The following is an 18,083-nucleotide window of genomic DNA, read 5'->3' on the forward strand; positions in this document are numbered from 1 at the left end:
CAATTTCTAAAGCTTTCAAAAAAATTACTGAAGGTTTTTTATATATTCATAAGTCAAAGGAGCTTTGTTCTTTAAGATGGTACGATTTTCCTCATTCACATAATACATTGCAAATGCTTCAGCAAAATACTCTTCTGGTAAAGTGATAAAATACGCTTGGTTTTGAAATAAGGCATGTTTTTCATTCGTCCATATATGAAGAAAAACAGGGTCAAAGCGAAGCTTATTATAAATAATTCGATCAATGGAATGGGCTAGCTCATGTAATTCTAAATTAACAGAGCCATGGCCCATCCCTTTTTCACTATGACCAATTTTGACGAGAACAACTCTTCCTCCGCCAATCCCAGGTACCTCATCCCATTTTTTCTGATTGACATACCCTCTTGGGATAAGCCCTCTTAAATGTTTAGCACTAGGATTATCCGTTAATTTCCCTACAAATAACTTTAAATAAATCCCGTTTTGATGTATTTTTGCTAAGAGAGAAGGCGGAAGCTGTTGAATATTTTTTATTATCGCAGCAGCTTTTTCTTCATCAAATTTTTGTTCTGGTAAAATAACCAATTCATTTACAGGGGCATTGTCATCTAAATAGAGCAGTTGTTTTAAGAGCGAATTACTAGGATAATATTTTAAAATAATCCCATCATAGGATTGTGTAGAATTCCCTAATAGAACTACAAGGAGAACCCAAATGCCGATTACGGAGATTCGTTTTTTCATTCTTCTACTCCCCTTTCTAACAATAGGAGGTTTATCATGGTTGAAATAATTAATCCATCCCATACTCTTTATTCCATTCACTTGCACATCTCTGATGAAATAAAAGTAGAGGTTGGAAAACTAGGAAGTATTCTCTTTAAAAAGGGAGAGTACATTTACGTAGGAAGCGCCAAACGCAATATAATTGCTCGGATAAACCGTCATATAAAGGAGGAAAAGGTGCAAAAATGGCATTTTGACTATTTACGACCACACGGTATTATTACAAAAATTATAACATATGAAACTAGTATCGGAGAGTGCCAGTTAGCTGAGAAATTAAGGAAAGAAAGTGGAGGATGCTGGCCTGTTAAAAAATTTGGCTCTACTGATTGCAAATGCCCTTCTCATTTAATTTTTGTCGCAAGTTCATAACGACTTACATTTTCCTAGGAGGCTTTGTTATATGACGGTGCTGATTTTTGGCTCAGTTGAAAAAATAAGGGACAAAGCATTCGAAAAACAATATTTCACGATCAGTAGAGTAGGTCTGTCCGTGTAACAAGAACATATAGAGAGCAAGCATGAAGGTACAATAAATGTCTCCTTCATTAACTTTTTTAAAGGCACTACAAAGGATTGACTTTGTTCTGTTAATGGGAATGACGTTTATCCAACATTTTAAAAAGATGCACGACAAAAAGACTGTAGACAAACCTCCATGAATTCAGCGAGTTTGTCTACAGCATGCTTCTGTTAAACAGGATCATTCGTTCGTATTGGTACTTTTAAAGTCGGCTACACTTGTAAGCCAAAGTTTCGGCAAAGGGCTGCAAGTCCCCCGGAAAATCCACTTCCTACTGCATTGAATTTCCAATCACCATTATGCTTATATAATTCACAAATAACTACAGCCGTTTCCACGGAAAAGTCTTCGCCAAGATCATAGCGCAAAACTTCTTGATTCGTATCGGCATTAACAACGCGAACAAAAGCATTTGAAACCTGACCAAAGTTTTGGCTCCTCTGCTCCGCATCATGAATGGTTACCGTAATGGCAATTTTATTAATATTGGCAGGGACTTTACTGAAATCAATTTTAATTTGTTCATCGTTCCCATCACCTTCACCTGTACGATTATCACCTGTATGCTCAACAGAACCAGAAGGATGGATTAAGTTGTTATAAAAAACAAAATCCAAATCTTGTGTTGCCCTTCCATTTTCATCCGTTAAAAAGGCAGAAGCATCTAAATCAAAATCTTGACCTCCATCATAACGGTTCGTATCCCAACCTAATCCTACGATGACTCTAGTTAAGCCTGGATTCGTTTTGGTTAAATCGATTCGTTGTCCTTTTGATAAATTAATACTGCTCATTATCCTCACCCCATAATAGAATTATTTGAAAGTTAAGCTGGAACCATCATAATAGATTAGGAATAAGTTCTTACTAATTCTCCAAGACTGGCTGCTGTCGTTCCAGTTCCCACCGCAGCAAATTTCCAATCGGAGCCATGACGATAGATTTCTCCAACAATTAAGCTTGTTTTGCCACTGTAATCTTCACTTAAATTGTAATGAATTAATTCTTGTCCACTCGTCGGATTAACGATTCGTATATAAGCATTTCGAATCATCCCAAAATGCTGCCTTCTTTTCACACAATCATAGATATTCACTACAAATACAAGCTTTTGGACATGCGTAGGAATTCTGCTTAAATCCACATTAATTTGCTCATCATCGCCATCACCATGTCCTGTTAGATTGTCGCCAGTATGTTGAATACTGCCATCGCTGCTTTTTAAGTTTCCAAAGTAGATAACATCATTATTATTTTGTAATCTATCATTATCACCTAACATAATCACAGAGGCATCACAATCGATGTTAGAGCCACCACCGCCCCCAAACAGTGAGCCAAAGATACCGCCACCACGGTTCTCAACTGGGTCCCAGCCGAGTCCAACTAATATTCTTGATAGACCTGGATTGCCTTTCGTTAAATCCACTCTTTGTCCTTTTTGTAAATTAATCGCCATTTCATTACCCCCCTGTATGTATTTTTAAATCAGAATTTCAGTTTAGACATTGCCTTGAAGCTTCATCTTTTTAAAGTTATCCTGCAATTGCTCAAGTCTTTTCGTCCCTTCTTCTCTAAGACGCTTATTCTCTTCTTCGATGGACTTAGTTTCTTGCATCCCTTTCATGATAACATTCCAAGATTCCTCGATCGTTTCAATTTTAATACTTGGTCCGCCAGCAAGTCTCGCAATATCAACGCTTTGCTGAGAAATATTTTGCGCGTTGCGCAGAAGCATTTCGTTTGTGCGCCGATCGAGCTCACTCATCGAATCTGCTACAAGCTTTTGGCGTTTAGCAGCAACAGCTTGAATGAGACCGTTCTTAAAGATCGGAATGGTTGTGACAAAAGCAGAATTAATTTTCCCAATTAGTTTTGTGTTTCCTCTTTGCAGCAATCGGATTTGTGGAGCTGTTTGCAGAGCAACCATCTTAGCCATTTCTAAATCATAAATTCTTTGCTCTAGTAGTTCAATGGCATTTCTTAATGTATCAAGTTGCATCGCTGCAACTTGATCACCAGATTGGGCTCTGGACTCAAGTAACGGGAGTTGGTTCTTCTTTAAATCTTCAACCTTCATTTCCCCAGCAACCACGTATTTCTCTAATGTAAGATAATATTGATAGTTTTCTTCATACATTTGGTCAAGCATTTGAGTAGAGTCTACCATTTCACCTTGGTATTTAGATATCTCCACATAGATCTTATCAATTTCTCCACCCATCGTTTGATACTTTCCAAATAGTTTTTCAATCAATTTCTCGCCGCGTTTAAATAATTTTCCGAAAAGTCCGCCTGAAGTTTGTTCAAAATCCTTTTTATCAAATTTATCCATGATACGTCCAAGCTGTTTTAATAGCTCACCGGAATCTTCTATTTTTGTCGCTCTCATATTGCTTAAAATTTGATCAGAAAACCTTGAAATTTGAACAGCAGGCTCCTTCCCAAACTCCAATACTTGAATTTGGTCCTTCTCATCAATAGAACGAGCAAGCTGTTGGACTTCAGGCTCGTTTCGAAGAGCAAGCTTTATTTCAGAAACCTTCGTTTCTGATAATTTATCTTCAGGTTCCTTCGCAAGAAGATCAAGCTGAGCATTTTGAATCTGATTCATTTTATCATCCACCTTTGTAATTTATATTTAATTAGATTTATTAAGTTCTCCTAAAACCTTGACGGAAAAGGCGTTTCACAATTGACGGCTCTCGATAATCAAGATTAAAAACTACATCTTCCAACCAGTGTATATCATAGAGATGTTCTTCAACATAATTTTCAATATCATTATGACCAGGAGGATTGTAGAGAATGATGTCGATGCCAAATTGATTCAGAAGCAATAATAAAGCAGCATCGGTCCTAGTCATCGTTCCATTTAACTCGTTGTTAAAGAGGATTATTTTCGGTACTGTCTGAGAATAGTCAAATTGCTGCAGAAGCTGTAAAACATTTGCCGGGATTTGCATACCTTGAGTAAAGAGGTAGATCTTTACATCATCCAACGTTTCTTTGTTAAGAGGTTTAAGTGCTGGCTTAGCACAAATGTTTCGAATTGCATTTGCGATCCCCATCTGTAAACCTGTAGGAAGATGACTGTAACGCCAATAATTGCTTTGAATCATTTTTTCCGTGCTTAATAAGCCATCCCGTTCTAAAGCATCTCGGTAGTGAAAACGAAAATCATTATTGACCGAACTTGAGAACGGAAATTGTTTAATCAATAAACTCGCTTCACTTTCAGTGAGTGCATGAAGACGATCCCAATACTCCTTACGGTTACGACTCACCCCTTGGATCTTCGCAAATACATTCGGGATGTTCACCACTCCGTTACTTACTTCAAAACTAGGACGGATCATCGCGATTTCCTTTGCAATAATAAAGAGCTCATCATAGGTAGTTTTTAACGTAATCGAACTTGGAGTATATTCCCTTAGCTGCCAAGGCTTATATAACCCAGAGCCTTCATGATTTAAAATAGTCTCAATTTCTCGAGAAGCTCTATAGGCAACGGTAGCTTTTCGATTTCTTCTTTCAGTAGGGAAAGCTTCCGTTTCCTTTTGACCTGGATATTTATGGATGAAGGATAATTCCCCATTCGGATCAATTTCAGCTAAAATATCACGTCCACTTGGACTAAAGATAATTAGATCACAGCCAATTTTCATTAAGTAATAAACAAAATAAAAATGACTTTTCTTAAAGTCTCCATACCAGAGGAACTTAGGCAAATGCTCGGTCAGATTACTTTCCTCAAGCTCTGGCTGAAGATGATTAAATGACCATTTCACTAAGTCAACTAATACGCGGCGCAACTCATGATGTTGTAATCCTTCTGACTCCCTATTTACAAATAACTTCATCGTATCAATCATTGCCTCGCGTAGCTTACGATGAAGTGCAGGCTCCTTTGCTTTTAAAAGGAGTTGTTCACCGTCTAAAAAAGCCACTAAGCGATTGATCGACAGTTTTTGTTCTTGATTAATATTCAATACTCTTTGTATCGCTTGGAAATGCTGATTATCTATTTTTTTATCGAGTGTCTCTTCACTTAAAAGAGTTAATATCTTCTCTTCTCCATGAACATACTCAAATAGTTGGTTATAGTATTCATCTTCATCAACAGCTACTCCTAAAAAACGGGCAACCACTTGCCCAATATGAACAGTCCCCTTATCAGTTTGATATTGCGGACGTTCCATAATCGTTTTATTAACCATCGATGCCCATGTTTCTAACGATAAAGGCAAGATATGGGCAACTAAATGACTGTAAGATGGATCCATGAAATCCCTTCCCTTTTAACAAAGCTCTTCTCCAAATTTTGATGATGGAAAATCTGTATATTATCATCATATCACAGTTAATTATTGATTTTCTAAGAATGCTATATTTTCTATTACGAGAAAATATTCAAAAAGGTTTCATTTTTTTCACTCCTCTTCCCCTTTCACCTTTTTTCTTATCTGTGCATATGTTGTAGCAATCGCACAGCTTAAGGAAGAAGATTTATTAGGAAGGTGAGATTTATGCGCTTACTTTATCGACTGCGAACAACCGGTGATCTCCAGAAGGAGTTAAACACCATAGAAGATATTATGTTTTCTCGTATTTTTGTTTATATGGACTTCATCCTTTTATCGTTTATTTTTTCGTATATGCTCTATCCACTACACCAATCTATCGTTTATGGATTGCTTACATTTATTGGCTTCGGTCTGTTATGTTTTAGCTTTTATTATTCATTAGGACTATGGGGCGAAGAAAGATTAAAACAGAAGTAATCCATCAACTATTTGCTTTATTAGCGATTGATAGTATTGATTTTAACAATACCTCTCCACCCTTAACGCCTGCTTGCTCAATGACGTAATAATGTTCCTTTAATGGATAGTTATTAAGTTCACCGTGGCTAAGAACAAATGGATGATGACAAAGTTTTAAAAAGTCATCATCTAACAATGAATCTCCCGCGCCAATTAACGTCGAAATTTCTTCCCTTTCTTGAATAAACTTAATCGCACTCCCTTTTGATAATGATTTTGGTACAAAATAAAGTTTTCTTCCCTGTAGAGAAACTCTCCAGCCTTTTTTCCGGGCGGATTCCGTTACTTCCAAGAGAAGCTCAGGTGCTATTCCTTTCTCTAAGTAATAATAGATAAAAAGCTCTTCTACCAATCTCAGCTCGCCCTCTATCTTAAAATAATTGATAAGCAGTTGCTTTAATTCTTGCATCGATACAGAAGAGCTTCGTATTTCCTTTGAGATTTTTTCTTCCCATTCTACCAGCTTTTCACCTTTGTAAAGAATAATAGCACCATTTGTTGTCACTGCGTATTGATGAGCGATATTTTGAAAGAAAACTCTTTGATACTGGGAAAGTGATCTTGTTGTGACAGGAACGAACAGGAGCATTGATGATAATTGACGGAGATATGCTAAAGCCATTTTAGACATAAATGATACTTCTTTTTTCTCTCTCTTCTCTACTGCAATTAGCTCTAGTTTTTCATGTTTCGAGTATTCTTCGATCGCGCGATGTGAATATATAATCGTCCTATCGAGATCAGATGCAAACATCATTTTTATTGCTACCTCACTTTTTTTATTAAACCACAGCATGTATAGTCCATGTTTGGATATTCTTCAACCGGTACATTCCGTTCTGCACACAGCATTAAAATATGCTTGACGAAAGGACTGTTAAAATCCTTTACAAGTATTTTCCACGGCACCCTTCTTAAAAGGACTCTCGTCGTTTCACCCACTCCTGGTTTTACGAAATTAATATCCTCTATTGCAAACTCTTCCATCATTCGCTTAACCGTTTCCAAGCCGGAAAAGGTAGCTTTCTCCAGCACCTTCTCCTCTTTCGATCGCGCAGAAACCTCATCCTTGACCAGCGGAAACTGTGCCGTTATCTCTTGCAAATAGTCATTTGACAAATCCTCTGCTTCTAGCTCTTTATAATATTTTGCTCCATGAAAATCATTCGGTCCTATATATTTTTTATTTAGAACCGTCCTGCTCACGAGACCAGAAACAGTTGAATTTAGACAGGCGCTCGGAATGATAAAGTCATTACGCGTCCCATATAGGGAAGTGCAATGTCCTGGATCCGCCAGCACAGCTAATGTATCATCAAGTACAATCCCTTCAGTGTGCTGCAGTTCTTGGCACGATCTCGTCAATTCAATTGAAATGGCTCCTTTGCCTGTCCAACCATCGATAAATTGGACGTTTCCATTTGGATGGTGGTGGCGTATATATTTAATCGCATTAACATCAAGGCCACGCCCTCTTATAATCGAAACACTATAGTGAGGAAGAGTGAGAGCATATTTCCACTCTATATATCTTTTAATCAATATGCCAATTGGAGTACCAGCTCTTGCTAAAGATACAAGCACCGCATCTTTTCCTTTTAAATTGATTATTTGCTCCGCCACCACCCCAACATGAAGTGCGACCATTTCCTTATATTCATCCAATGTCGCCCGAAAAAGCTTAAGATATTCCAGAGGTGGCTGATACTCAACGGGAAGCGATTCACTATAATGCTCCCCTGATTGTATCCTTTTCTCCCTTGATTCGGTCGTTCCTTCTAAGTCGAGGGCACTAAGATCCTTCAGAAGGAATTTCACATCTTTCTCAGAGTAAGAGCCGATTTTATGATACGGCGCTAATAGCGAATCCATTTCGGAACACCTTCTTTCTCACTTAAATATACGACTTTTATATCTGTAATATTTGTTTTTTTCAATTGGTCTAATTTTGGCTGTAAATGTTCCCATTGAATTTCCTTTTCGAAAAACAGAAACATGTCATCATATTGATTCTCCATTATATTATAAGCATAATGCTGCACTGAAGAGTTCTCCGGATTTAAAAAGGAGAAACGGTTTCGAACACCATAATGACAGCGATCGGCTGGGTATATCGGACTTCTAGTCGTAGATTGATAATATACATTTGCCCCCATATTGGCAGCAATTCTCATTGGCATGTACATAAATTCACCTGAACCAAGCACTAAGGTTTTGGAACCGCTCCTATATTCCTTTAGCATACGACCTATATTTTTCAACCATTGAAGTGCCTCTTTTTGTTCATCAGCTGTTATTCCAAACCTTCCCGTATAGCGGGTATATGGGGAATTTACAGAGCCATTCATATACATAGCGGATGGCATTAAGACAGGAATAGATGTAATTTGCTGCACCACTTGTAATCTTTTATAGATGGGTTCTTCATGGAAATCTTCCTCTTTAACGCTTCCTTCTACATCGATTGTTCCCTTTATTAAACTTACGGAATGAATGGTAATGCCGAGATCACTCTCCAATGCCTGAAACTGCTCGACATGTTCTTTAGAGCGCCAATCAAGAATTGAAACGATTGTGTACGATTTCCTTGGAAACTTCTCGTGTATCGAACGGATAATATTAATTGTTGTCTTCCCTGTTGTCATTTCATCATCTACTAAAATAATCTCATTAGGCCGCTCAAACCATGGCGACTTTAAATACGCTCGATGTGAAGTTGCATGTGAATGTTCTTCTTCAAAAGTAATGCTAGGCTCTACATCATGTAGAAACTCACGCGTTGTATGCACATATTCAGCCTTTTGAAAGGCATCAAAAAAAGCATGACCTAAAGCTGTCGCCGTTTCAGCAAAGCCAATAATAAGCGGTTCTATATTTTCAGCAACAAAAGGAGAGATATTTTGTGGAAATTGATTTTTTTTAAATTGACTCACCAAAAGCGGCAGCTGCTCAGGAGTAACCCCTTTTACGACTTCTAAATATCTCGCTGCTAAAAGAGCACCTATGTGGAGCCCCTTTTGCGGTGAAATGGGAATATGCTTCCCAAGGACTTTACTAACAAATAAAAAAGAGCGTTTTTTATTAATCCTTGCTGCCATTTCGAATAAATCTTCTAATGAAAGCTGATACGGGTTGTCTTGAATTGCTAATTTAACTGTAAGTCCGTCTAAAATTTTATACGTAATTGTTTTGTTTAAGAAGGTCGACATATGTGTATTCATTTTGTAGCACCCCATAAGTTTCCGATTTAAGCATAATCTTTTGAGCCCAATAGAGATGTGGCTTAAGTTCATTCATTTTGTTGGCAAAAGAACTTTTTAACACTCCTATCTCCCCATTCCCTTCAGCAATAATATGTGCAGCATCCGTGTATTCTTCATACGAGATTGCATTTAATGCTTGTACAGTTTGAATATGTGTTGGGTGAATAATCGTCTTGCCAACAATTCCATTGGCAATGTCCATTAAAATTTCCCTTATAAAACCATCCATATGGCTGCCGATAATTTCCTTGCGAAGCTTTAGTCCTTCTTTGCCGTACCTCTCCAAAAAGGGAGTTTCTCTTATTTGCGGCTTTAATACCCTCTCTGGAGAAGAAAAATATTCCCAAACCGGACCTGAGACAACATATGGGCTGTCTAAACGTACAAACATATTAATAATATCCGCGATGCAATCACGAATAACAGCTATATCATAAACAGTCGTATCTGAATTCCGCCGGATTCCAAATAATCCTGAAAAATCAGTTGCTCCAATTCGGACGTTTAATACATTGTTTTTATATTGATCAAGTATATTTTTAATATTTAATAATTCCTGTTCCCTTGATTCTTTATAAATAATCTCCTTTGTTTCAAGAATAGGCATAGCATACAATGGAGAACGACTATTACTTAAATGAGCAATCTCATGTAAAATTGCCTCCCCATTTCCTTGACGAAATTTAGGAATAACAATGCCTGTAATCACTTCTCTTCGTTCGCCAAGTAAAGCAATTAAGCGTCTTAACTGCTCATTGTTTCTTACGCGAATAAAAATGAGTGGAAGCTCTTCGATGTCGATATAGCCTTTTTCAATTCCTTCATAAAGCTGAGAGAGTTCATGCAAAAGCATCATTTCTGCCTTTTCCACTTCATTATCACCGATCGCATCTTCTAAACAGATCACAAGCGATGTTAGGCCAGCATGTTTTTTTGTCAGAACATCCTCATGGATATTCTTTTTCGTTGCCGGCATATACAAGGTTCCACCAAGTCCATATGAAAGAATTTCACGAGGAGAATACTTACTAAATGAAGTAGGACGCTTGAAAAAAAATTGCTTGATATCATCGTCATAAAGATTTGAAAAAAATCTCATTAAACCTTCTCCTTCTTTTTTTGATCCGTATGATTTCAACATAATTTTAAAAAAGAAAGGGAGCGGACTCTACGTCTGTTCCCTTTCACAACTGTATATGCCTGATTTCTTGGTTTTCATTTATAGATTCTGAGCTTCAGATTGCTTTTTCTTGTTTCGGAAATGAATTATAAAAGTGACCGCAAAAGCAATGAGTAAAATAATAAAGAAGTAGATATGATCAATATGAATATCAACTACACCTAATAACATTTTTACTGATATAATCAAAATCAGTACATATGCGGTTGTTTCAATCTCTGGCACGCGATCAATCAGTTTTAAGAAGATACCAGCTACACCACGCATCATTAGCACTCCGAGCATACCACCGAGCAACAGAACCCAAATTTCTTGGCTGATTCCAAACGCAGCCAAGACACTATCAATAGAGAAAGCGATGTCCATTAGTTCAACTGCCGCAACTGTTCCCCAGAAATTACCAAACAAACGAATTAGCAAGCCGCTTTTATTGATACCTTCAAGCTCTTCCTCACCACTATCATTTTCTTTCCTTTTATCCATAAAGTACTTGATTGCCAACCATGCCAAATATCCTGCACCCAGTATCTTTACCCACCAAAATTCAATAAGGTAAACCCCTACACCGATGGCAAGAAAACGGAATATATATGCGCCAAGTAATCCGTAAAACAAAGCTTTTTTCCTTTGTTTTTCCGGCAAATGCTTTACCATGACCGCAAGAACAAGAGCGTTATCAGCTGAAAGCAACCCTTCCATAATAACTAGTGTACCAATCAATCCCCAGGATACAGGGTCACTTAATGCCTCCACCCACATGTTCCAATCGAAAAACATGGCATATGTATCTAAAATTCCTTGTAATATTGACATTCAAGATGTTCCTCCCAAATTGTAAATGAAATGATTGCTCTAGAAAGACTCGGCATTAGCCGAGCCTTTTAGTAAAACTTTTATAAACTTAACCAACTTGTAAGCCAAAATCTCGTGCGAGTGCAGCTAAACCGCCTTGATAACCACTGCCAATGGCACTGAACTTCCACTCGCCATTGTGTCGATATAACTCTCCCACCACAAGTGCAGTTTCAATGGAGAAATCTTCTCCAAGGTCATAGCGAATTAACTCTTCATTCGTATCTCCATTCAAAACTCGTACGTAAGCATTTGAAACCTGTCCAAAATTTTGGCTTCTTGCTTCCGCATCATGTATGGTAATAGTAAAAGTTACACGTTGAATGCTTGATGGGACGTCATTTAAAGAAATTTTTACTTGCTCATCATCTCCATCGCCTTCACCAGTTCTATTATCACCAGTATGTACAACCGAACCGTTGCCTCCAGTTGTATTATTATAGAAAACGAAATCATTTTCTGAAGCTACTTTGCCATTTTCACCTAATAAAAATATAGATGCGTCTAAATCAAAGTCATTTCCACCATCATATTTATTCGTATCCCAGCCTAAACCAACGATTACCTTTGAGAGACCTGGATTTGTTTTTGTTAAATCCACCTTTTGTCCTTTTGATAAACTAACCGCCATTTTATTACCTCCAAATTTGATAAGTTCATTTCATCAAGAAAACGAACAAGATGACGACTTTCAGTGTCATTGTGTTTGCTCTCCTGCATCAAAGCTCTCTCATTTCCTTTTATCTTAATACGTTTATGCCCTATTAAAGTTTCACAACATATTTATATTTTTTCATAAATTTTTATGAATTTCAATTAAGTTGACTAATTAACTTGATTGAAATTCATAGTTATAACTGACAACTCAACCTGTTAGCTCATCCATTTAGGTGGGGTATTTTTATCCCAGTAAATAGAACCTAACTCATGATGTTCTTCAAAATTGTCCACCGCTGTATGATAATGGAAATTAAACCAATACCCCGCTTGTGGAGGATGATCTTTTCTTACATGAAAGCGAATAAGCTCTTGGTTTTTCCCCTTGTCCGCAATATGAAATATTTTTTCCGTATCTCCACCGGTTGGTGCTTCCGAAATGACAAGGTTTTTTATTTCATCCTCCTCATAGTGCGAAGCAATGGATTGAATGGCCGCTTCAATATTTGGAAGAATAATCTCTTTAAATTCATCCTCTATTACCGGTCTAATTCGCTCACCAAATTTAATATAGGACTGTGACTCTGCATCTTTAATCAATTTGTGTAATGCATCTTCTTCAGATAGCGGGGTTTGTATAAACGTGATTTCATCATGTGAAAGAGAATTCTCATCTGCTTTCGATTGAAACGTATCACGTTTCGGCGGTTTATTGTCAACAAGATCATATATTTGTGAAGGTGAAACAAGTCCAAACGTTAAGACTGTCACCAATACGACAATAGATTTACGCAACCAATTTGGCATGCTGCTATCCCTCCCTTACTGCGTGGAATAATCCACTTTTCTCTATTTGATTCAGTCCTTTTTTTAACATTTCTTCTGACTGAACAAGTGCTATTCTTACGTAACCTTCGCCCCATTTTCCAAATGCATTTCCAGGCGTAACAACGACGTTCGCTTCTTCTATTAATGTAAAAGCAAATTCCTTTGCCGTAAAACCTTGTGGAATTTCTGCCCATATAAACATGGAAGCCTCCGGAGAGCTCACTTCCAGCCCAATTGCTGAAAACCTCCGATTAGGGTATCTCTTCTTTTGCGATAAATCACGCGATTTTTTTCCAAAAATTCTGAAGGTTGATCTAAAGCCACTGTTGCAGCAGCTTGGATTGGCAAAAAGACTCCATAATCTAAGTTCGACTTTAACCTTTTTAACAATTGCAGAAGTTCATGGTTTCCAGCAGCATATGCAATTCTACAGCCTGCCATATTAAAGCTTTTAGATAATGAATTCATTTCAATCCCAACATCTTTGGCACCGTCAACTGATAGAAAACTCACTGGTTTTCTATCATAATAAAGCTCCGAATAAGCAAAATCATGTAAAATAACAATATTATGTCTTTTCGCAAACGTGATCGCAGCTTTAAAAAAGCCTTCAGACGCGACAACCGGAATAGGATTACCAGGATAATTTAAAATCATTAACTTTGCTTTTTCACACACTTCTAGCGGAATGTCCTCTAAGCTCGGTAAATATCCAGATTCCTTTTTTAAAGGCATCGGATACATGGTAGCCCCTGCCATAGACACCCCTGCCGCGTAAGCAGTATAGCCTGGATCTGGTACGAGCACATAATCTTCTGGCTCACAGAGAGCCATCGGCAAGTGAACGAGACCATCCTGAGAACCCATCAACGTAAGAACTTCATTATCGCAATCTAACTCGACTTGATAATTCCTCATATAATAATTCGTGATGGCTCGATGGAAATCCTCTGTTCCTTTTAGAGCATAACCAAACTTATTTGGGTTGGCAGCTTCCTCTGCCAAAGTCTGTAAAACAGATGGAGGTGGTGCTAAATCGGGGCTCCCAATACTCAAATCAATCAATTCAATTCCTTGAGCTACTTTAGCTTTTTTGATATCTGCCAGCTCCGTAAAAATATTCTCTTGGAAAGCCTTCATTCGACGAGCACTATGTATCAGCATCAACTTTTCCCCATCTTTCTTTCGACTAAATATTTCTATTATGAATAAATTTACTCTATTACTCGTATTCTAAGTTAAACATAGCTATACTTTATAATATAAATTATACATTTATTACGTCTTTAAGGGAAAAGAAGTTTCATTTTTTTATATTCTATTTTATCTATCGTTCGTACTAAGTGAAAACACAATATGCGACAAAGAACATGAAAGGAGTGAAACGTGGTGGATTGGACGATTCTTGTCGTAATTAGCAGCCTGCTGTTACTTGCATACTTCGTGTATTTAGCAATAGCTGATTAATTTTCTTACAGATACCGTGAAACTTGGATTTCACTGTATCTGTAAGATTCCATAATGAAATTTAGCCGTTTTGCGACGCATTACTTGAAAGCCAAATTTAGCAAAGCGCTTGCTTTTATAGTGATCTTTTAATACCACTCTCTCTTTTGCCACCCTTTTGGCATGGTCTATCAAATCTTGAGTTATGTCCTCATACAAAGCAAATTTTGTTAATTCTTTTATGCCATCTGACTCTAGTATTTGGTGTTCAAACATCGGATCGAGATAAACACAATCATAACTGCAACTTTCTAATTTTTTTAAATGTTCAAGTGACAAACAATTCACGACTGAAATACGCTTTAAAGCTGCATTGATTTCAGCGTCCACTGCATCCCATGACTGGAGACCTTTTTCCACGATATAAGCAATAAATGGATTACCTTCTATTCCTACTACATTTCCTTCACCGCCCACGACAAAACTTGCCACAATACTATCGGAAGCAAGACCGAGCGTACAATCTAACAGTTGTGAGCCTTTTTTGAGCTGACATGCCTCAATGAATGGATCGTTCTCTCCTGCCTGCAACCGCTTTATACGAAACATGCTAGAATTCGGATGAAAGAAGAATGGCTGCCTTTCCCCTAAAGGATACAATTCTAACCTTTCCTTTCCTACAACAAGGCAATCATCAGCGTAAATTTCCTGAAGAGCTCGAACTGAACGTTTTAATCTCGGTGCATAATCTATTTTTAAATCCGCTGCGATCATCTGAGCTTCCTTGATCATTTTTTCTTTTGTACGACCAGCTGTAGTTACAAACATATCCTCACCTGAATTTCCTTTTTATAGATTTTGTTATATATCGGTTATTGTTAATTTTTCGCTTATTTTCTCTCTGACTTTCAATATAACTAAAAAGACGTGTGAAACCAAGGCTTCACACGAAATGAACTAAAACAAACTATATTGTTTAACAAAGCTTTATAAAAAAAGTAAAAGGACGTCCTTGACATCCTTTTCATCATAACGATAACTTATTTACAATGATTTTCAAATGCAACTAATAAGTTTTCCATAATCGCTTCCATTGAATGATCTTCAATCTCGTGTCTTGGAATAAAATGAACAACTTCTTTGCCTTTTAAAATGGCCATGGATGGAGACGACGGTTCAAACCCTACAAAGTATTCACGCATCTTTGCGGTCGCCTCTTTTTCTTGACCCGCGAACACAGTAACAAGCTGATCCGGCTTTTTCTCTGCTCTAAGCACTGCTTGAGTTACCGCTGGACGAGCAAGCCCCGCAGCACAGCCACATACCGAATTAACCACTACTAATGTCGTACCTTCGGCATTTTCCATAAAGTCCTCTACTTCATTTGGTGTTAGAAGCTCCTGAAACCCTGCTTGAACAAGTTCTTCACGCATTGGTCGCACCATTTGCTTCATATATTCTTCATATGCCATTGACATAATGAACATCCCTCCTTAAATGAATTCCAATAACAGCATACTATATTTTTGGGTGTTGAAGCAATTTGTTAGCATCTTCAATACGACTGAATATTCCGAATTTTAAAACTTACAAAATTTGTAGAATCCCCCTATAAATTTGTCTACTATTGTCCTATTATTAAAGATAGATATATTGTAGGAGAGGAAGTCCTAAGCATGACACCTAGAAAAAGACTAATTATATTTACCACTTTATTTTGCATTACAATTGTTATTTTCTCTTCATCTATGATTTTAGGAAAACATCTTTCTCTTGAAGCAAAAGTACAAGCCACTACAATCAATAAAAGCACCTATCGCATTCACAAAACAAAATTAATGAATATCGAAGTAAAAGGAAATTCATTAAACACGTTTTTTCAAACGAAAAGTGCTGCCCGCGTGATTTATTTAACCTTTGATGATGGTCCAACTGAATACACAGAAGGAATTTTAAAAATTCTTCATACTCATCAAATTAAATCAACCTTTTTTATGCTCAATGAAAATATGATTAAAAGGCCTGAAATTGTAGAAAACGTTGTTGCAGATGGACATGCAATTGGCTGCCATGGTGTGACTCATCGAGTTTCGAATTTCTATAAAACCATGACATCGCCTCGAGAAGAAATGGATACTTGCGCTAAAACATTAGAGTCCGTTTCTGGGAAATCGAGCAAAATTGTGAGAGTGCCATTTGGGAGCTTTCCTAATTTAACATCCGCCCAAAAAATAGAACTTGATAAAGCAGATTACGTAATGTGGGATTGGAACGTAGATAGCAACGATTGGAAAATCGATAACCCGAAGACGATTACACAATCTGTATTAACTCAAGTGCAAAAATTATTAAAAAAAGACAAAGTCCCAGTTATCCTCTTTCATGATAAAGAGATTACGGCTAAGGTATTACCACAAATTATTGAGGAACTTAAAGATTTAGGTTATGAATTTTTACCAATTAACGAAAATGATATTCCCGTACAATTTCAAATTCATTCATAATATGAGCACAGACCAGGTTTGGTCTGTGCTTATTAATTGTTTATTTATTTCTCATTTCTGTCATTTGCTTCCAAACAGAACCCTTCGCTTCTTCACCATGCTCAATTCTTTCAATGGCCAATTTAATTTGCATGCTAACTTCAAATTCTGGATCGTCTTCTGCGGCTTTTAAGGCCGGAAGAGCCCTTTCATCCCCCACCTCATAAAGGAACATCGCTGCTCTCCAGCGTACAAGTTTACTTTTATCTTGTAATGCTAGCGCCATTTCATCTGCCGCTTCAGTAAATCCTAAATCCGACAAGCAGTCACCTGCCGTTCTTCTAACAGTTACAGCTTTATCTTTTAATGCTTTATAAAGATACGGTAAAACCTGTTTATCTTCAATCATCCCTAAATAGACGGTCGCTAATCTTCGAATCGATGCTTTTTCATCAGACAGAGCTTTATCTAATAGAGGTAAATCCTCCAAAGTTGGATCTTCCATTTGTTCTAACAGCTGATAGCGCTTCTGCCAATTTGGCTCATTTAAATCATCTCGATTTACCTTTATTTTTTTACGCGGTTGGAACTGAACGACCGGATCAGTACTCTTTGCTTGTCGCAATATTTCTTGCAGCCGTTCCTCTGGATATGCTGCAATTAGCTCTTCGACAACTTCCTGTCCAATTTCAGCAAATTCACCATAACGAACTCCGTGTTCTTTCCATTTTCGCTGTAAAATATAGTTCTCATCATCTTCAATTTCTGCCACTAATTTCGTAAATTGTTCGGGCATACCGAAGCGTTTTTCTTCAGTACCATCGGTCAATTTCACTTGAAGAGGGATCCCTTTATACATTTGAATTTGAACTTTGATTTCGCCAAAATGCTCATCCATACTTTGCCGTTCAGAATTATCTCCTTCTTCTTCTCCAAAAGCCCTTCGCACTTGCGGAAGAAGATCTTTCCAATCGAATTTAGCATTGCGTTCGATCGCTAAAAAATCAGCAACATGATAGACACCTTTTATTCCTTCGATGTGCAAAATATCCTGTATTACTAGAGGAGCCCCTGACATCGTTTCTTTTTTATAATTATTGCTTTTTCCCATTGGAAGCTGTTCGTCCAAATTGATTTTCATTGTATTTGGACTCGGAGTAGGTTCAATAGATTTAATTTTCATAATTTCACCCTTTTTACCGGCAATTACACGCCTTACTATTACAGATTTACTTACATTTATCGTAACATAAGAAA

The 18,083-nt window shown here is 37.3% G+C and carries 18 protein-coding genes and 1 pseudogene; 3 read left to right on the forward strand and 16 right to left on the reverse strand.

What is annotated here, in order from left to right:
- Positions 1 to 24 precede the first annotated feature (24 nt).
- The gene (locus FCJ93_RS06010) at positions 25 to 726 is read right to left on the reverse strand and encodes an anthrax toxin lethal factor-related metalloendopeptidase (protein ID WP_137743131.1); all 702 of its coding nucleotides are present in this window, start codon (positions 724 to 726) and stop codon (positions 25 to 27) included.
- A 36-nt stretch (positions 727 to 762) separates the two neighbouring features.
- On the opposite strand from FCJ93_RS06010, the gene FCJ93_RS06015 reads away from it, so the two are divergent.
- On the forward strand, positions 763 to 1,140 hold the full coding sequence (locus FCJ93_RS06015; RefSeq protein ID WP_137743132.1) for a GIY-YIG nuclease family protein: 378 nt from the start codon (positions 763 to 765) through the stop codon (positions 1,138 to 1,140).
- A gap of 363 nt (positions 1,141 to 1,503) precedes the next feature.
- Here the strand turns inward: FCJ93_RS06015 and FCJ93_RS06020 are convergent, their stop codons facing one another.
- Genes FCJ93_RS06020 through FCJ93_RS06035 form a run of 4 tightly spaced genes read right to left on the reverse strand, consistent with a single transcriptional unit; the run spans position 1,504 to position 5,577 of the window.
- The gene (locus FCJ93_RS06020) at positions 1,504 to 2,085 is read right to left on the reverse strand and encodes a TerD family protein (protein ID WP_137743133.1); all 582 of its coding nucleotides are present in this window, start codon (positions 2,083 to 2,085) and stop codon (positions 1,504 to 1,506) included.
- 56 nt (positions 2,086 to 2,141) lie between these two features.
- Positions 2,142 to 2,750 carry a TerD family protein gene (locus tag FCJ93_RS06025; RefSeq protein WP_095306439.1) on the reverse strand — a complete coding sequence of 203 codons (609 nt, stop codon included), beginning with the start codon at positions 2,748 to 2,750 and terminating at the stop codon, positions 2,142 to 2,144.
- A gap of 42 nt (positions 2,751 to 2,792) precedes the next feature.
- Positions 2,793 to 3,905, reverse strand: a complete 1,113-nt coding sequence (locus FCJ93_RS06030; protein ID WP_137743134.1) for a toxic anion resistance protein — start codon at positions 3,903 to 3,905, stop codon at positions 2,793 to 2,795.
- Positions 3,906 to 3,945: 40 nt separating this feature from the next.
- Complete coding sequence (locus FCJ93_RS06035) at positions 3,946 to 5,577, reverse strand: YceG family protein (RefSeq protein ID WP_137743135.1); 1,632 nt, start codon at positions 5,575 to 5,577, stop codon at positions 3,946 to 3,948.
- 243 nt (positions 5,578 to 5,820) lie between these two features.
- Between FCJ93_RS06035 and FCJ93_RS06040 the strand changes: the two genes are divergently transcribed.
- The gene (locus FCJ93_RS06040; RefSeq protein ID WP_137743136.1) at positions 5,821 to 6,075 is read left to right on the forward strand and encodes a hypothetical protein; all 255 of its coding nucleotides are present in this window, start codon (positions 5,821 to 5,823) and stop codon (positions 6,073 to 6,075) included.
- Between the two features lie 4 nt (positions 6,076 to 6,079).
- Here FCJ93_RS06040 and FCJ93_RS06045 read toward each other — a convergent pair whose 3' ends face one another.
- The 10 genes and pseudogenes from FCJ93_RS06045 to FCJ93_RS06090 all read right to left on the reverse strand — a co-directional run bounded on the left by FCJ93_RS06045 (position 6,080) and on the right by FCJ93_RS06090 (position 15,821).
- The gene (locus FCJ93_RS06045) at positions 6,080 to 6,874 is read right to left on the reverse strand and encodes an HAD family hydrolase (RefSeq protein WP_170211218.1); all 795 of its coding nucleotides are present in this window, start codon (positions 6,872 to 6,874) and stop codon (positions 6,080 to 6,082) included.
- A gap of 8 nt (positions 6,875 to 6,882) precedes the next feature.
- On the reverse strand, positions 6,883 to 7,989 hold the full coding sequence (locus FCJ93_RS06050) for a cysteine protease StiP family protein (protein WP_095306444.1): 1,107 nt from the start codon (positions 7,987 to 7,989) through the stop codon (positions 6,883 to 6,885).
- Positions 7,974 to 9,338 carry a phosphoribosyltransferase family protein gene (locus tag FCJ93_RS06055; RefSeq protein ID WP_137743138.1) on the reverse strand — a complete coding sequence of 455 codons (1,365 nt, stop codon included), beginning with the start codon at positions 9,336 to 9,338 and terminating at the stop codon, positions 7,974 to 7,976. Before FCJ93_RS06055 ends, FCJ93_RS06050 begins: the two co-directional genes overlap by 16 nt.
- Positions 9,292 to 10,479, reverse strand: coding sequence for an HpcH/HpaI aldolase/citrate lyase family protein (locus FCJ93_RS06060; protein ID WP_095306446.1), 1,188 nt, complete (start codon positions 10,477 to 10,479; stop codon positions 9,292 to 9,294). The genes FCJ93_RS06055 and FCJ93_RS06060 overlap by 47 nt, the downstream gene beginning before the upstream one ends.
- Positions 10,480 to 10,599: 120 nt before the next feature.
- On the reverse strand, positions 10,600 to 11,373 hold the full coding sequence (locus FCJ93_RS06065; RefSeq protein ID WP_095306447.1) for a TerC family protein: 774 nt from the start codon (positions 11,371 to 11,373) through the stop codon (positions 10,600 to 10,602).
- 88 nt (positions 11,374 to 11,461) lie between these two features.
- Positions 11,462 to 12,043: a TerD family protein gene (locus FCJ93_RS06070; RefSeq protein ID WP_095306448.1), complete on the reverse strand. Its 582-nt coding sequence runs from the start codon at positions 12,041 to 12,043 to the stop codon at positions 11,462 to 11,464.
- A 242-nt stretch (positions 12,044 to 12,285) separates the two neighbouring features.
- Positions 12,286 to 12,876, reverse strand: coding sequence for a YpjP family protein (locus FCJ93_RS06075; protein WP_095306449.1), 591 nt, complete (start codon positions 12,874 to 12,876; stop codon positions 12,286 to 12,288).
- Between the two features lie 4 nt (positions 12,877 to 12,880).
- Positions 12,881 to 14,061: pseudogene (locus tag FCJ93_RS06080) on the reverse strand (LL-diaminopimelate aminotransferase).
- A 333-nt stretch (positions 14,062 to 14,394) separates the two neighbouring features.
- Positions 14,395 to 15,171 carry a class I SAM-dependent methyltransferase gene (locus tag FCJ93_RS06085; protein ID WP_137743139.1) on the reverse strand — a complete coding sequence of 259 codons (777 nt, stop codon included), beginning with the start codon at positions 15,169 to 15,171 and terminating at the stop codon, positions 14,395 to 14,397.
- A 212-nt stretch (positions 15,172 to 15,383) separates the two neighbouring features.
- Positions 15,384 to 15,821 carry a BrxA/BrxB family bacilliredoxin gene (locus FCJ93_RS06090; protein WP_095306452.1) on the reverse strand — a complete coding sequence of 146 codons (438 nt, stop codon included), beginning with the start codon at positions 15,819 to 15,821 and terminating at the stop codon, positions 15,384 to 15,386.
- A 198-nt stretch (positions 15,822 to 16,019) separates the two neighbouring features.
- Here FCJ93_RS06090 and FCJ93_RS06095 point away from each other — a divergent pair, with 198 nt between their 5' ends.
- Positions 16,020 to 16,847 (forward strand): polysaccharide deacetylase family protein, encoded by an 828-nt coding sequence (locus FCJ93_RS06095; protein WP_137743140.1) that lies wholly within the window; start codon positions 16,020 to 16,022, stop codon positions 16,845 to 16,847.
- A gap of 40 nt (positions 16,848 to 16,887) precedes the next feature.
- On the opposite strand, the gene FCJ93_RS06100 is transcribed toward FCJ93_RS06095, so the two are convergent.
- A complete protein-coding gene (locus FCJ93_RS06100) occupies positions 16,888 to 18,009 on the reverse strand; it encodes a conserved virulence factor C family protein (RefSeq protein WP_137743141.1) in 1,122 nt (373 codons plus the stop codon).
- Between the last annotated feature and the right edge of the window lie 74 nt (positions 18,010 to 18,083).

It is taken from the genome of Robertmurraya siralis, from assembly GCF_005502275.1.
Lineage (GTDB): Bacteria > Bacillota > Bacilli > Bacillales > Cytobacillaceae > Robertmurraya > Robertmurraya siralis.